We start from the raw sequence: 15,312 nt of genomic DNA on the forward strand, positions 1-15,312 counted from the left end.
AACCTACTTTTAACTTCAATATTCATAACTTAAAACAAATGTTACACATTTCCCCGGTAAAAAAACAACTGAATTTTTTCCATATATAGAGAGACCGAAAGGAGAATATTCATCTGAAATAGATGTATTTATCTCAAAAAAAAGTTTGAAAAAATTTAGCTTTAAAAATGGAAAAATAGAAAAATGATAACTATCCCCAAACTCATCTTTTTCCCCTGTATTCATATTTACTCTGAAACTTCTTGTTTTATATCTATAAATAAAATCAAGTCCAAAAGATATTAAACCAGTTTTATATTCCATTTTTGAATTAAAAATTAAATGGTCTCCACTATCATATTTATATTCTATTTTTCTATAAGGGGAAAAGGGCTCATAAAATGCTATTTTCCCAGGAAATGTGAAAATATATTTAATTTCACCCATATAAATAGAAGAACTAAATTTTTTTTCTACTCCTATCCCAAAAATTAAAGCATCTTGCCTATCAGAATTATTAAGAGTCAAAATAACCATAAGCCCTGGGGGCGGACCCGCATCATATTGAAAGCCTATATTACCCTTCAATATATCTTTTTTTATACCCATTAAAAAGGTTACATCCTGTGGAGAAAAGCCACTTGTGAGATGATCTCCATATGGATTATTAATAAAATAAGTCCATTTTGAAAACTTATATTCTAAATCACAGTCAAATTCTATTTTTTTTATTCTTTTTAAAAAATGATTTTGTTTTATTGAAAAATTGAAAACAGAAAATAAAGGCATGTTATCAATCCTTCCGCTATCATTATAAATTAATTCTGTTTCCCCATATCCTATATAAAAAGACCATCTTCCACTCAAGATAATTAAAAATATAATTAGAAAACCTTTCATATTTTACCTCCTTTTTCCAAAATATTTTTCAACTAATTCATCAAATTTTTCATAAATCCATAATTCAAGATATTCTGCTAAATAAAAACGGCTGTGTGGATTCTGCTCCCACCTTGCATCATATGCAGAAAATATAAGCTTCTTTCCATCAGGTGAAAAAATTGGACGATAAAATGTTGACTTCTCATAAGGCTTAATTTCATTTAAACGAATAACATTCTGAGGATCTTTTAATAAACCCATTAATACATATTGATTCTCCTCTCCTTCAGGTGTAAGATCTATCAGATCAGGAGTATTAAAGTAGGTAGCTACAAAAAAAGAATCCGAAAATACTGACGGCCAACCACCATCACCTGTAAATCCCAATGAACGAAAAATTCTATTATAAGGACAAATAAGATCAAAAGGAGAAGACTCTGCCTGAATGAATTCTTCTGTTGAATCTATTAAATTCATTCTGAAAATACTCCCAAGTCCTCCAGTATAATATACATAGGAATCAGAACAACTATATCTTACACATATAATACAAACACTATCATAATGAAAAAAAGTCTTATATTCACTAATAACACTCCCTGATGTATCAACTAATATTAATTTTCCATCATCTGTTCCTATAATAAGTCTATCATAACGCGGACTTATATCAAGACACTGAAAATTACCCTGAAGTAAAATTCTATCACCTGTTCCATCTATATTTATTACTTTCAGCGCTTGTTTTACCCACATACCCTCATTTATTTTATATGCAGCAAGATAATAAATTTTTCCAGAAGGAGAATACACAGGGTCAGAATAGGCTTTAAAAGGAGGAACAGGTTTGGCAATAAGTTTTAAATTTGGTGACCTCTGCCATATTGTCTCCTGACCATTTTCAATTTTTTTCCTGCACGAAAACAAAAAGGGTAATAGCAAAATAATTAAAATAATATTTTCCTTTATCCATGATTGAATAACTTTAGCTGGTATTTTTAATTCAAGGTTTTCAATGGGGCAGATCCTCAAAATTTTTTCTATCATCACACATATTAAAAACATAATTTTGATTATAAGATAAAAAAAAAAAAAAAAAATTTATCAAGGGTATATAGAATACCATAACAATATTGAATTTTTCTGACTCAATAAGATTAAAAGAAGTGCCTTCTATAAAATGTTCTTGTATATTCCTCTTTAAATCTTCCAACTTTAAAAAGCATCCTTTTTGCCTTTCCGCCTATTTCTCAAAAAATTTGATAATTTCCCTCAATTTTTCCTCTCTATCATTTTTTAATCTACTTTTCTCATTATCTAATATCTCTTTAAAATTTTTAAGGAGGTTAACATTATTCGCCTCCTAAAACATGTCTTAAAATTACATCACCGTAATATCTTCCCGTTTTATCTATAACCCCAGTAAAAAACTCTATTCTCTCATACATAAACTGTAAATCAGCATCATCAACATCGGTTCTTGTTCCCTTCAATCCTCGCAGTTTCACTTTTCTTACATAATCAGATCCACTCATAAGCGATTTCTTACCAACTCAATATAACATCGGCCTACCTTTTGTAAGGGTTATTCTAATTTTATTTTCAGCCATATATTATTTCTCCTTCTCTCTTTGCAGTATTTATAATCAGGGAATTGCTTTTTTCCCATTCTTCATCAGAATAATACATAATATCAAAAGGCTTCATTGTTCTCTTTACTAATTCCCTGTTTATACCTGCTGTAAGTTCTATTCTTTCAAAAATGTTTTTATTCCTGAATTCTTTAGAAACAATTATTATATCTATATCACTATCTTCTTTTGATAATCCTTTAACATAAGAACCAAAAATAACGATTCTGTAAATACTAATTCCTCTCTGTTTTAGTAACTCTATTAAAATTTTAGTTAATTCTTTTTTTGTTATTTTTTTTGTTTTAGCCATAAAAATAGCTCCTCTTTATAAGTTTAAGTTTGATCTTTTCACAAAAGTAGTTCAGATTATGAATTTTAGGTGGATCTTTTTTAAACTTTTTTGCATATAACCCTTTTAATGCGATAAGTGACACATAAACACAGTATAGATATACCTACCTGTTTTAAACATTGCATACGCTGTTTCTAAATCATATTCAGCCTGTTTGAACCATTCTTCAGTCGGCTTAAATTTATTTTTTTGCATTTTTGTCTCCATAAATCCATTTTATAACTTTTTCTTATTCCTTAAAGCCAAAAGTATCTATAGTAGTTTCTAAACTTTTATATTTTAACCTATTTGAATTTAAGTTTTTTATTTGTCGTATTTATTTTTCTTTTTGTTCCTCTTTAAATCGCTCAACCTTTATTTCTACTATGCGGAGGGGGCGGGATTTGAACCCGCGCATCCCTTTTAAAGGACAATGCGATTTCGAGTCGCACCCCTTAACCAGGCTCGGGCACCCCTCCAAAGTATTATTATAAAGAAATAAATTTGCATTTTTACTTAATTTTTCATGAAAATTATTAAAATGAAAGAAATTTTTTTTTCCTTTCTCTTAGGATACTTATTCGGCTCTTTCCCATCAGCATATATAATATCAAAAAAAATTAAAAATATTGATATAAGAAAAGTGGGAGACAGAAATCCTGGTGCAAGAAATGTCTATAAAAATGTCGGAAAATTAGCAGGAACACTCACCTTTTTAATTGATTTTTCAAAAGGATTTTTACCAATATTTGTCTTTTATAGAATATTTAAAAAAGAAAATCTCGCTCTTATATCAGGAATTGGCTCTATCCTGGGGCATGATTTCCCTATCTTTTTAAAATTTTACGGGGGAAAATCTATAAGCACAATCCTTGGAATACTATTTTCCCTTTTTCCCTTTGAATTTATATTCTCAATTTTTATTTTTCTCATATTTTTCCTTTTAAAAAAACACTTTGACCAAGCAATCGCACTATTTTTTGTTTCCTTTGTTCTAATCTTAATATTTGAAAAAGTAGATAAAATTTTAATTTTTTACGTTTTATTTATTGTTGCCTCAATCGGAATAAAAAAAATAATTGATTTTCCAAGGGAAAGATTGAGAGGAAAATTGATAAACTCTTAAAGTGAATCCAATTTTTTTTATAATTTTTTCAAGAAATTTTATTTTAAAAAAATTCAGAAAAAAATTCCCTTTTCCCTCAATTGGTGTAGGTGGAATCTCTCTCGGCGGAAGCGGAAAAACTCCACTTGTTATTGAAATAATTAAATTTTTAAAAGAAAAAAACTTAAAAATATCTCTACTTTCAAGAGGTTATAAAAGAAAGGAAAAGGGAATGAAAATTTTTTTTGAAGATTCCAATCCTCAAGTTTACGAAATAGGTGATGAACCTTTTCTTATTTTCAAAAAATTAAAAATACCAATTGGAGTCTATGAAGATAGAAAAAAGGCTGCTGAGGAAATAATAAAGAAAAAAAATATTAACCTTTTTGTTCTTGATGATGCACTTCAGATAAAAAAATACTTTTTTGACCTTAACATTTTTATCCTTGATGAAAAAGAAATTCTAAAAAAGGATATGTTTTTTCCAGAGGGAACTTCAAGAGATTTAAAAAGAGAAATTTTTGATGGTGATATAATTATCATAAACAGAAAATTAAAAGATTTAGAAAGATACAAAATTTATTTTCTTGATAAAAGAAAAAAAACTTATTTTTTTGCAAACTATAAATTTAAAGGATTTAAAAATTATCTTGGAGAAAAGGTCTTTCCTTCAAAAAGGGATTTAGTTTTACTTGTAACAGGTATTGCGAATCCCTTTTCTTTAAAAAAATTTGTTGAAAAAAATTTTATTCTAAGAGAACACCTTAAATTTTTTGACCATCACTTTTATGATGAAAAAGACATGGAAAAAATCCTAAAACTTAAAGATAAATTAAAATGTGATTATGTTATAACAACTGAAAAGGACTTAATAAGAATGGATATAAAAGAAGATTTTTTTATATACCCTGAAATAGAAATGAATATAGAAAAATCCTTTTATGATTATTTATCTTGTTTTATAAAGAAGATAAATACCAGTTAAAAGGGTTAAGATATCACCTGTCCACATTGCAATAAAGGAAGATATTATTCCCCTATCTGCCAGTTCTTCACCCCCAACAAGTAAAATGTAATGAATTGTAAAGATAACTATTGATATTCCAAAAGCTGAGCCCCATCCTGATTTTCCAAAAATTTTAGCAAGAGGAATTCCAATAATTACAAAGGCAAGTGCTGCAAAAGGTATGGAAAATTTTTTATGAACTTCAACCCAGTATCTCTGAATCTGTAAAAAAATAAATTTATTTTCCTCTTTGTTTTTACTAAATTTTTTTTTATTATCTCTTATTAAATTTAAAAGTTCCTTTAAAGTTAATTCCCTATCACTTTTAGAAAAAATTTCTGATTCCCTTTCCTTTTTTTCAGGAATATAAATTTTATGCTCTTTAAATTCAAGCTTTCTTATATTTACTTCATTTCTCTTTTTTTCATGAATTGTTCCATCCTTTAAAACTAAAAGGTAACCACCCTCCTTACCTTTTTTAATTATACCTTCTTTTGCATCAATTATTTGTGAGTAATCCTTATCCTTCTGAAATATTTTTAAATTTTTGAGAACATTTCTTTTTTCATCCTTTTCTTCAACATAAATGCTCATTCCACCTATATCATTAAAAACTTTCTCTTTAATAGCAAGGGAGGGTTTATATTTATACATATAATAAACTTTCTTTTTTAAAATATGGTTAACTTCAGGAACAAAAAAACTATTAAAGTATATTAAAAAGAAAAAAATAAATATTGAAAAAATTAAAGGAAACCTTATAATCCTTAAAAGAGAGATTCCACTTGTAGAAAGGCACATAAGCTCCCTTTCCTGGTTCATATTTCCAAATACATATAAAACAGAAACAAGAACACTCATTGGAATAATAAGTGCAAGCATATAGGGAAGAGAAAGAAAGAGTATATTTAAAACCATAGAAGGAGGAATTTTCTTTTTAAAAATTAAATCAGAAAGATCAAAAATTTTATCAAGGAGCATAATCATAAGAAGAAGAGCTATTGAATAAATAAAGGGCGGAATAAGTGAAAGGAGAATTTCTCTATCAACTTTTGAGAAAGTTATATTCAATCTAAATATTGAATCCCATTGATCTTAAAGCTTCTTTTCCTTCCTCTGTCATTTTTTCAGGTGACCAAGGAGGGTCAAAGGTAAATTCTACATTTACTTCTTTAACACCTTCAATCTGACTTACTTCCCTTCTAACCTGTTCTGCTATATAGGGGTAAATCGGGCAACCCGGGGCTGTTAAAGTCATTAAAATATTAATCTCACCAGTTTCTTTAATATCTATGTTATAAACAAGTCCAAGATCAACAACATTAACAGGAATCTCCGGATCATAAACATTTTTCATTCTCTCTAAAATTTCTTCTTTTGTTGGCATAACTCCTCCCTCTTAATTATAAAAAACGGAGGGGGCGGGATTCGAACCCGCGTCCCCGATATTCTCGGAGAAACGGCTTAGCAAGCCGCCGCCTTAAGCCACTCGGCCACCCCTCCGTCTTATTCAGATTATACAGGATTAAAAGCTAAAATTGGAATATCTGTAAGTTTTAAAACCTTATCAAGAGTTGAACCAAGGAAAAAATGGGAAATACCTTTTCTTCCCCTTGTTGCCATACATATGAGATCTATCCCCTTTTCCTCTGCAAATTCTATTATACCTATTTCTGCAGAATCCCTCTTTATTGCATTCACAAAAATTCTGTACTTACCCTTAAACTTTTCACTTTCTCTATGTAACATTTCTTTTGTTTCCTCTATTAATTTTTCCTCAACTTCTTTTAATCCAATTGATTCAAGAATTTCAATAACATGAAGGAGATGAATTTCAGACCCAAAAATTTCTGCAAGAAAAATTGCATAATCAAGAGCCTTAAAGGAAAGTTTTGAAAAATCAATGGGAACAAGTATCTTATTAACTTTAACACCTATCTTTTCCTTTACCACTAAAACAGGAATCCTTGCATTGGTCAAAATCCTGTAAGCAGTTGTTCCTATCATAAGTTTTTCCCTTTTATTGGAAGCTCCCATTATTAAAAGGTCAATATCCTTTTCATTTATAAACTTTATTATCTCCTCCACTATTTCACCTTTCAAAAGATGAGTTTCAAATTCAATTTTTTTATCTATTTCCTTTTTCTTACTTTCAAAATCCTTTTCAGCCTTTTTCCTTTCTTCCCTTTCCATTAAATTAAACATATTCAAAATCTCTTCTTTTTCCTCAAGAATGGAAATTTTCTTTTCAGGAATTACATGAACTGCATAAAGTTTAGTCTTAAAACTAATAGAAAAAAATTTTGCCCATTCAAAGGCATAGTTTGAAAGAGGGTTAAAGTCAGTTAGCCATAGAATGTTTCTTATTTCCATAATATATTATGGGAGTCCAAATCTAATAGAATCAAGAAGATAGATTAAAAGATAATTGGGTATATTTCTCTTGTATCCTTCAAGAATTTTATAATATTTATCATATAATAAATCAAGGGTATAAGGATCTATTCTCTTATTCAAAAATTCAATTTCCGAAACATATGGATGATCTTTAAAAATTTCCCTTTTACCAAGTTTTAACTCTGTTATCTCTCTTATAAAGAAGCCAAAGAGAAAAATTTTATCCTTTAAATATTCCTTATTTTCTTTTTTATAAACAAAAAAAGGTTCCTCCTCATTTCTCATTATCTCCTTTAGAAAATTCCCGTATTCTTCTTGTATTTTTTCTTTAATTACTCTTTTTGCCAAGCCAATTGAACCTGAGGAAATTCTGTAAAGAAAATATATATATTTCGTTCCTTTAAAATACTCTTTAAAATCCTTAAATTCAAGATTAAAAAAGGGTATATTGATACACCTTGACCTTATTGTTGTTTGAAGAGAGTCGGGGTATGGTGTTATTAGAAAAAAGGTAGCAAATTCAGGTGGTTCTTCTAAAATTTTTAAAAGGGCATTCTGTGCCTCCTTTCTCATTAAATCAGCATCAAGAAAAATATAAAATTTTCTTTTTAATTCAATTGGTCTTGATTTTATTTCCTCTCCTATTTCCCTTATTGTATCTATACCTATGGTAAGATCCCTTGAAAAATAATCAGTTCTTAAATTTTCAAAACTCCATTCACCTTTTTCATAGAGTTCAAGAAGCTCTTCTCTAATCTTATCAGGTAAAATAAAATTTATATCAGGTATAGAAAGACTTTTAAATCTTTTACACATAATACAATTTAGACAGCCTGTTTTATTTTCACACACATACTTCATAAGGATAAATTTTAAAGTTTCTAACTTACCAACACCTTCAGGTCCTGAAAGAATATATGCACCCTGGAATTTATCTTCTTTCAATATTTTTTCAAAATAATTAATTTGATTTCTGTGTCCTAAAATCTGCATTCTATATTTTATATGAAAGATTTAAAAGAATTCATAAAGGAAAAATTAAAGGAAGAGAAACTATTTATTTTTGGATTTACTGATCCAAAAGTAGAAGAAAGAGATATTTTTTCTTTTAAAGAATGGATTAAAAATAAATATCATGCAGATATGAAATGGATGGAAAATACTTTTGAAAAAAGAATTTCACCTTTAAAGGTTTTTGAAACCGTTAAAACTATCCTTGTAGTTGCACTTCCATACAAAAAAATTTTTTTTGAAAAATATAAAATTGCGGGTTATGCCCTTCATGTTGATTATCATAAATTTCTGTATAAAAAATTAAAAAGAGTTATGGAAAAAGTTAAGGAGAAGTTTTTAGGTGTGGAATATAAGATATATGTGGATACAGGACCCATCCTTGAAAGAATGTTCGCAAGAAAAGCAGGAATTGGATTTATAGGCAAAAATACTATGCTTATCTCCTTTAAAAAAGGATCTTATTTACTTTTAGGTACAGTCCTATTAAATAAGGAAATAGAACCGGATAAAAGTATTGATAAAAATTTCTGTGGAAAATGCACCCGTTGTATTGAAGCATGCCCTACAGGTGCTATCGTTAAACCCTTTGTTATTGACTCAAATAGATGCATTTCCTATCATACTATTGAAAATAAAGGTGATATTCCTGAGGAAATAAAACTTAGGATGAACTCTTATATTTTTGGATGTGATATATGTCAGGAAGTTTGCCCTTGGAACAAAAATCCAGTAGAACCAGTGGATTTTCCCTTACATCCATATGTTAAAAATTTTAACCCAGAAGATTTTCAAAAAAATCCAGAAAAATATCTTAAAAACAGCCCTTTAAAAAGGGCTAAAATAAAGGGGTTAATAAGAAACATTAATTTAGTTAAATACCAAGAAGTTTAAAAATATTTAAAACACCTAAGATTATAATTAAAATACCAATAAAAATTTTCATTTTCTTTTCTTCAATTTTTTTTACCACAAGAGCAGAAAAAGGTGTTGAAAGGGATGCACCTAAAAGAAGTGGTAATGCAAGTTTAAAGTCTATTTTTTTCTCAAGGAAAATATAAATTAAAAATGAAACAAAACATATTACACCTTCTGCTAAAGAAGTGCTTCCTATTGAACTTTTTGCTGACCTACCAGAAATAATCTGACCTCCTGTTACAAGGGGACCGTAGCCTCCTGCAGATATACCTTTATTGAAACCACTTAAAAAAGCAACAAATAGAAAAATATTTTTCTTGAAAGCAATTTTCTTTTTGATATTTATTAAAATATATATACCTATTCCTGTTACCATAATTGAAATATATAAATTAACAAATTTTTTAGGTATATTGAGAGCTAAAATTACTGAAAAAATTGCTCCAATTACTCCAAATATAATAAGTAAGAAACTTACTTTTGCATCTTCAGAACGAGGAACATAACCGAGCCCTGCAAGTCTTCTTAAAACAATTTTTTCATCTCTTCTAAAATCAAAATTTACATTCCCAAATTTATGATGAAAGAATCCAGATAAAATTCCTGTTATAAATTCTGACAAAAGAATACAGGGAACAATCTGCGAGGGGGGAAAACCAATTAATATTAAAATTGGAGTTAAACTTGTCCCATAACCCATCCCTATTGAAGAATCTGCAAATTCAAAAATAAATGAAAGAAAAAATAATAAAAAAAATTTCATACTCTAATTATATTCCAATTGGAGTATAAAAATCAAAAAAAATTAAAAGTATCCTAAATTTTTCAGTCTTTCTTTTATTTTCTTGATTTCTTCTTTTGTTAGTTCAATTTCCTCTTTATCTTTTTCTTTTATGGAGAGTAAATCTCTGAGAACATAGATTACAAATTCATTAACACTTCTAAAACCCGTTCCTTCTATAATTTTCTTTAATTTCTCATAAAGAGGGCGTGGAATTTTTATTGTAACCTTATCTTTCAATTTTCATTTACAATTTTTTTAACTTCTTCAGAATCAAGAACTTCTTTTTCAAGTAGAACCTGTGCCAGTTTATTAAGGGCATTTACTTTACTCCTTAAAATCTCTTCCGCCCTTTTTTCAGCCTCCTCTACAATTCTTTTTACTTCCTCATCAATCATTTCACTTATCTTTTCACTAATTCCTCTTTTGAGCGAGAGTTCTCTCCCTAAGAATATTTCCTCATCCTCTTTTGCAAAAGAAACAGGTCCAATTTTCTCACTCATTCCCCACTCTCCTACCATTTTCCTTGCTATCTGGGTTGCCATTTCTATATCATTTGCTGCTCCTGTTGAAAGGGTATTAAAAACAATTTTTTCAGCCACTCTACCTCCCATTAAAACTGTTAACTGGTCAAGGAGATATTCCTTTGGATAAATGTGCCTATCATCCTTTGGAAGCTGCTGTGTAACTCCAAGAGCTTGACCCCTCGGAATTATTGTAACTTTATGAATTGGGTCCGCATTTGGCAAAAGAACTGATAAAATTGCATGTCCTGATTCATGATAAGCAACCTGCTCCCTTTCTCTTTGTGAAAGGACCATACTTTTCCTTGCAACACCCATCAAAATTTTATCCTTTGCCTCTTCAAAGTCTTCCATTGTAATTTTTTCCTTTCCCTTCCTTGCTGCTAAGAGTGCTGCTTCATTAACAAGATTTGCAAGATCAGCACCGGAAAAACCAGGTGTTCCCTTCGCAATAACTCCAAAATCAACATCCTCTCCAAGAGGTTTATTTTTCGAATGTATTTTTATTATCTCTTCCCTTCCCTTTACATCAGGAATAGGAAGGACTATTCTTCTATCAAATCTTCCAGGTCTCAAAAGGGCGGGGTCTAAAATATCAGGTCTATTGGTAGCAGCCATAACAATTATTCCTTCCCTTGGATCAAATCCGTCCATTTCAACAAGAATCTGATTTAAAGTTTGTTCCCTTTCATCATGACCACCACCCAAACCTGCTCCTCTTAACCTTCCAACTGCATCAATCTCATCAATAAATATAATACAGGGAGCATTTTTCCTCGCCTGTTCAAATAAATCCCTTACCCTTGCTGCACCAACACCAACAAATAATTCAACAAAGTCAGAACCTGATATTGAAAGAAAAGGAACTCCTGCTTCTCCAGCAACAGCTCTTGCAAGAAGTGTCTTACCTGTTCCAGGTGGTCCAACAAGTAATACTCCCTTTGGAATCTTGGCTCCCAATTTCTGAAATTTCTGGGGACTCTTTAAAAATTCAACAACTTCTTTTAACTCCTCCTTTGCCTCATCACAACCTGCTACATCATTAAAGGTTACATCTGGTTTTTTATCTGTTATCAACTTTGCCCTTACCTTTATAAAGGAAAAGGCTTTTGAATTCCCAGCCTGAATCTGTCTAAAAAATAAAAACCATATTCCAAGAAAAACTAAAAGCCAGGGAAGATAACCTAAAAGAATATCAATAAAGGGACTTTTAACCTTTGTTTCAACCTCAACCTTCTTTTTGACAAGAAAATCAAGAATATCAGGCTTTTCCATCGGAAGAGAAAGCTTAAATTCTGTAAAATTTAAACCCTTAACCTCTTTTGGATTTTTAAAATAACCCTGAAGTTCTTTTTCTGATACAATTACTTTTTTTATGTTGCCTTTCTCAACTTCCTGAATGAATTCAGAATAGGTTATATTTAAAACTTTTAAATTTTTCTCTGTATAATAAGCTAAAAATAATGCTACAAGAACAAAAATACCTATCCATACAATAATTTGAGTTAAATTTAAAACCTTTTCCCTTTTATCTTTATCATTCATTTTCCATACCTTTCAATTTCTTCTTCTGTGAGTCCATATACATCTTTAAAATACCTGAATTTTTCGTTATAATCAAGACCATAACCCACAAGAAATTTATTTGGAACTTTAAAACCTATTATATCAACATCCAAATTAACTTCCCTCCTTTCATACTTATCAAGAAATACAACTATTTTTAATGACCTTGGTTTTCTTTTCAAAATATCATTTTTTAGAAATTTAAGAGTATGACCTGTATCCACAATATCCTCAATAAGTATAACATCCCTACCTTCAATATCAATGGGGAGATCCCACATTATTCTTACATCCTCTGCTTTTATTTTTGACTTTTTTCCGTAACTTGAAAGCCTTATAAATTCAAGTGTGCAATCTATACCCATTTCCCTTACAAGGTCAGCAAGAAACACAAAACCACCTTTTAAAACTCCTATAAGCACAGGATTTTTATCCTTATATTCCTTTTTTAAAATCCTTGCAATTTCCTTAACCCTTTTTTTAATTTCTTTTTCCTTTAAAATTATTTCCATTTTAGAACCTCAATTTTTAAGTCCTTTCCCTTGATAAAAGGTTTAAAACCTTCAATCCATACAATTTTTCCCTTATATTCAAGAACTAAAATATAATCCCTTAAATAGAAAGGGACCTTTTTATTTTCAAAAAATTTTTTTAATTTTAAATCCTTTTTACCTTCAATATCAATAAGGTCACAAGGCTTTCTAAATCTTAACTTTGCCTCATTTAAAAGATACAAAGGTAAAAAACCTTCCTTATCATTTATTTCAACTTTTACCCTTAAACCTTTTATTATCTCATATTCCCCTTCTCTCAAGGGAATTTCAAAATTAGGTATTTTTTTCATAAAAAGAACATAATCTCCCTTTGAAACAAAAAATAAATCCTTTTTAATTTCAATTTTACCTCCTTTATCAAGAATTTCTTCTATATTTAAAAGCATTTCCCTTTTTAATTCCTCTTCAAAACCAAATTCAAATAAAATATTCTTCAACAATTCTCTTTTTTTAAAAGAAGAACTCGCTATAATTTTTTCCCTATTTATTCTCATAAAAAAAGGAGTTTTTTCCTCAACATATTCTTTAATTTCCTTCTTTATATTTTCTTCATAAAAATTACTTTCTTCAATTATTCTTATATAAAACTTCTTAAACTTTGATAGAGAAAAATTAAATTCTCTAAAAATTTCAGGAATTAAAATATGCCTTATTTTATTTCTTGTTCTTTGAAGAGTGTAATTTTCAATGTCTATGTGGTAGGAAATATCATTATTTTTTAAAATCTTTATAATTTTATCCCTTGGTATTAAAATTAGGGGTCTTATTAATTTCTTATATTTTGGTTTTATAGGTGGATTTAAAAGAGAAAAACCTTCCCTCAAAAATCTTAAAAGAAAAGTTTCAAGGGCATCGTTTAAGGTGTGGGCTGTTGCAATTTTATTAAAACCCTCTTTTTCTGAGACTTCGCTAAGTAAAGTATATCTTTTAACTCTTCCTGCTTCCTCTATATTCAACTTATTATCTTTTGCAAATTTTTTTATATCTTCCTCAAATATAAAAATTTTTAAACCTAAATTAGAGGCAAAATCTCTTGCTTTTTCAGGGGGTAAACTGCCTTCAAGTTTGTGAAATAAATAAAAAAGTGAAATTTCAAGAAAAAATTTTTTTTTTAAATTTAAAAGAACATAGGTTAAAAAAGTGGAATCAGGTCCACCTGAATAGGAAATTAAAATCCTATCTTTTTTTTCAATTAAATCAAAACTTTCAATTGCTTCAAAAACTTCCTCCGGAATCTCAAAATTCTTTAAATTCTTCATCCTTTGATGCGGATACATACTTAATTTTTAAACCTGTCTCCCTTTCAATAAAGAATAGGAATTCTCGCAAATTTTTATCATTTAAATCAGGTTCGAAACTACTAAATTCCTTGTATACAGGTTTTACTTCATATAGTTCAAAAGGCAAAGCAGGAGGAAATTTAAGTCTTTTACCATTAAGCTCATACTCAACGCAAACTTTTATCTTTTCTAAACCTCTTAAAACATCTATTTTTGTAATTACAAGCTCTGTCGCCCCAACTATTCTTATCGCATATCTTAAAAGAGGAAGGTCAAGCCATCCACATCTTCTCGGCCTACCTGTTGTTGCTCCGTATTCCTCTCCTTTCTCCCTTAAATACTCTCCCACTTCACCCTTTTCCTCTGTTGGAAACGGTCCTTCCCCCACCCTTGTATTATAACATTTAAAAACTCCTATTATTCTTTTTATTTTCCATGGTGCAACACCTGTCGATAGAGAAATTGACCCAGAGACTGTATGAGAAGATGTTACATAGGGATAAGTTCCAAGACAAGTATCAAGAAGAGCCCCTTGAGCACCTTCAAAAAGCATTACTTCCCCTTTTTCTTCCTTTTCCTTTATAAAAAGAATACCATCTGTTAAAAATTCCTTAATTTTAAAAAAATACTCATTATATTTTTCAAAGAGCTCCTCACAGGGAATCATCGGTCTTCCAAATCTTGCACCCCTTATCTCACTTGCAAATTCCCACAATTCCTTAAATTTTTTAAAGGCTAAATCCTTGTTTTTAAACTCTCCTATTTTTAATGCCTTCCTTGCAATTAGATCCCTATAAGCAGGTCCTATGCCCCTTCCAGTTGTTCCTATTTTGTGTTCTTTTTTTTTATCCTCCTCTAAAATATCCTCTTCTTTATGAAAACTAAAAACAATTGGAGTTCTTTCGTCTATAAAAAGTCTTCCTTTTACAGAAATATTTTTTTTATTTAAATTTTCAATCTCATTTATAAGTGCTTCAGGATCAAGAACACACCCACAGGAGATTAAAGCTTTTTTATCTGGACAGAGTATACTGGAGGGAATCTGATGAAGAACTATTTTATCTCCATTTCTATATACAGTATGTCCTGCATTTGCTCCTCCCTGGAATCTAATTCCTATTTTATACTCATTTCTAAGGGCATCTATAATTTTTCCCTTTCCTTCATCTCCCCATTGAAGACCTATAATTGCAAGGAATTTTGAGTTCATGTATTTTAATTATAACTTTTTATAACTTAAAATTTAAAATATGAACAGCGCCAGGGTAGCTCAACCGGTAGAGCATCGCATTCGTAATGCGAAGGTTGCGGGTTCAATTCCCGTCCCTGGCTCTAATAACTTCC

18 protein-coding genes and 3 tRNA genes are annotated in these 15,312 nt (G+C 29.6%); 4 read left to right on the forward strand and 17 right to left on the reverse strand.

Features of this window, described 5'->3' with window-relative positions:
* Nucleotides 1–15: 15 nt before the first annotated feature.
* From ABIN17_06035 to ABIN17_06060, 6 genes are all read right to left on the reverse strand, one after another.
* Nucleotides 16–879, reverse strand: coding sequence for a hypothetical protein (locus ABIN17_06035; protein MEO0284614.1), 864 nt, complete (start codon nt 877–879; stop codon nt 16–18).
* A 3-nt stretch (nt 880–882) separates the two neighbouring features.
* Nucleotides 883–1,908: a WD40 repeat domain-containing protein gene (locus tag ABIN17_06040; protein MEO0284615.1), complete on the reverse strand. Its 1,026-nt coding sequence runs from the start codon at nt 1,906–1,908 to the stop codon at nt 883–885.
* A 305-nt stretch (nt 1,909–2,213) separates the two neighbouring features.
* Nucleotides 2,214–2,396, reverse strand: a complete 183-nt coding sequence (locus ABIN17_06045; GenBank protein ID MEO0284616.1) for a hypothetical protein — start codon at nt 2,394–2,396, stop codon at nt 2,214–2,216.
* A gap of 67 nt (nt 2,397–2,463) precedes the next feature.
* A complete protein-coding gene (locus ABIN17_06050) occupies nt 2,464–2,805 on the reverse strand; it encodes a nucleotidyltransferase domain-containing protein (protein ID MEO0284617.1) in 342 nt (113 codons plus the stop codon).
* Nucleotides 2,806–2,910: 105 nt separating this feature from the next.
* Nucleotides 2,911–3,054, reverse strand: a complete 144-nt coding sequence (locus tag ABIN17_06055) for a HEPN domain-containing protein (protein MEO0284618.1) — start codon at nt 3,052–3,054, stop codon at nt 2,911–2,913.
* Between the two features lie 161 nt (nt 3,055–3,215).
* Nucleotides 3,216–3,305, reverse strand: a tRNA-Ser gene (locus ABIN17_06060).
* Between the two features lie 62 nt (nt 3,306–3,367).
* Here ABIN17_06060 and ABIN17_06065 point away from each other — a divergent pair.
* The gene (locus ABIN17_06065) at nt 3,368–3,952 is read left to right on the forward strand and encodes a glycerol-3-phosphate acyltransferase (protein ID MEO0284619.1); all 585 of its coding nucleotides are present in this window, start codon (nt 3,368–3,370) and stop codon (nt 3,950–3,952) included.
* Between the two features lies 1 nt (nt 3,953).
* Nucleotides 3,954–4,916: a tetraacyldisaccharide 4'-kinase gene (gene lpxK, locus ABIN17_06070; GenBank protein ID MEO0284620.1), complete on the forward strand. Its 963-nt coding sequence runs from the start codon at nt 3,954–3,956 to the stop codon at nt 4,914–4,916.
* Here lpxK and ABIN17_06075 read toward each other — a convergent pair.
* From ABIN17_06075 to ABIN17_06095, 5 genes are all read right to left on the reverse strand, one after another.
* Complete coding sequence (locus ABIN17_06075; protein MEO0284621.1) at nt 4,881–6,008, reverse strand: LptF/LptG family permease; 1,128 nt, start codon at nt 6,006–6,008, stop codon at nt 4,881–4,883. The genes lpxK and ABIN17_06075 overlap by 36 nt on opposite strands.
* Nucleotide 6,009: 1 nt before the next feature.
* Nucleotides 6,010–6,324, reverse strand: a complete 315-nt coding sequence (locus ABIN17_06080) for an iron-sulfur cluster assembly protein (GenBank protein MEO0284622.1) — start codon at nt 6,322–6,324, stop codon at nt 6,010–6,012.
* 26 nt (nt 6,325–6,350) lie between these two features.
* Nucleotides 6,351–6,440: transfer RNA gene (locus ABIN17_06085), tRNA-Ser, on the reverse strand.
* A 12-nt stretch (nt 6,441–6,452) separates the two neighbouring features.
* A complete protein-coding gene (locus ABIN17_06090) occupies nt 6,453–7,310 on the reverse strand; it encodes a universal stress protein (GenBank protein ID MEO0284623.1) in 858 nt (285 codons plus the stop codon).
* A 6-nt stretch (nt 7,311–7,316) separates the two neighbouring features.
* Nucleotides 7,317–8,327 (reverse strand): hypothetical protein, encoded by a 1,011-nt coding sequence (locus ABIN17_06095; GenBank protein ID MEO0284624.1) that lies wholly within the window; start codon nt 8,325–8,327, stop codon nt 7,317–7,319.
* A gap of 12 nt (nt 8,328–8,339) precedes the next feature.
* Here ABIN17_06095 and queG point away from each other — a divergent pair, with 12 nt between their 5' ends.
* Nucleotides 8,340–9,239 carry a tRNA epoxyqueuosine(34) reductase QueG gene (gene queG, locus ABIN17_06100; GenBank protein MEO0284625.1) on the forward strand — a complete coding sequence of 300 codons (900 nt, stop codon included), beginning with the start codon at nt 8,340–8,342 and terminating at the stop codon, nt 9,237–9,239.
* Here queG and ABIN17_06105 read toward each other — a convergent pair.
* The 6 genes from ABIN17_06105 to ABIN17_06130 are packed head-to-tail and all read right to left on the reverse strand — an operon-like array spanning nt 9,220 to nt 15,178.
* A complete protein-coding gene (locus ABIN17_06105; protein ID MEO0284626.1) occupies nt 9,220–10,026 on the reverse strand; it encodes a sulfite exporter TauE/SafE family protein in 807 nt (268 codons plus the stop codon). The two genes, queG and ABIN17_06105, sit on opposite strands and share 20 nt — an antisense overlap.
* A gap of 42 nt (nt 10,027–10,068) precedes the next feature.
* A complete protein-coding gene (locus tag ABIN17_06110; protein MEO0284627.1) occupies nt 10,069–10,284 on the reverse strand; it encodes a CopG family transcriptional regulator in 216 nt (71 codons plus the stop codon).
* Nucleotides 10,281–12,113: an ATP-dependent zinc metalloprotease FtsH gene (ftsH, locus tag ABIN17_06115; GenBank protein MEO0284628.1), complete on the reverse strand. Its 1,833-nt coding sequence runs from the start codon at nt 12,111–12,113 to the stop codon at nt 10,281–10,283. The genes ABIN17_06110 and ftsH overlap by 4 nt, the downstream gene beginning before the upstream one ends.
* A complete protein-coding gene (gene hpt, locus ABIN17_06120) occupies nt 12,110–12,646 on the reverse strand; it encodes a hypoxanthine phosphoribosyltransferase (protein MEO0284629.1) in 537 nt (178 codons plus the stop codon). The genes ftsH and hpt overlap by 4 nt, the downstream gene beginning before the upstream one ends.
* Nucleotides 12,637–13,947 (reverse strand): tRNA lysidine(34) synthetase TilS, encoded by a 1,311-nt coding sequence (tilS, locus tag ABIN17_06125; protein ID MEO0284630.1) that lies wholly within the window; start codon nt 13,945–13,947, stop codon nt 12,637–12,639. The genes hpt and tilS overlap by 10 nt, the downstream gene beginning before the upstream one ends.
* Entirely contained in the window at nt 13,925–15,178 is a 1,254-nt protein-coding gene (locus ABIN17_06130) for an adenylosuccinate synthase (GenBank protein MEO0284631.1), read from the reverse strand. Before ABIN17_06130 ends, tilS begins: the two co-directional genes overlap by 23 nt.
* 49 nt (nt 15,179–15,227) lie before the next feature.
* On the opposite strand from ABIN17_06130, the gene ABIN17_06135 reads away from it, so the two are divergent.
* A tRNA-Thr gene (locus tag ABIN17_06135) sits at nt 15,228–15,300 on the forward strand.
* Nucleotides 15,301–15,312 lie beyond the last annotated feature (12 nt).

The sequence above is a fragment of the candidate division WOR-3 bacterium genome (assembly GCA_039803925.1).
Taxonomy (GTDB): Bacteria; Hydrothermota; Hydrothermia; order Hydrothermales; family JAJRUZ01; genus JBCNVI01.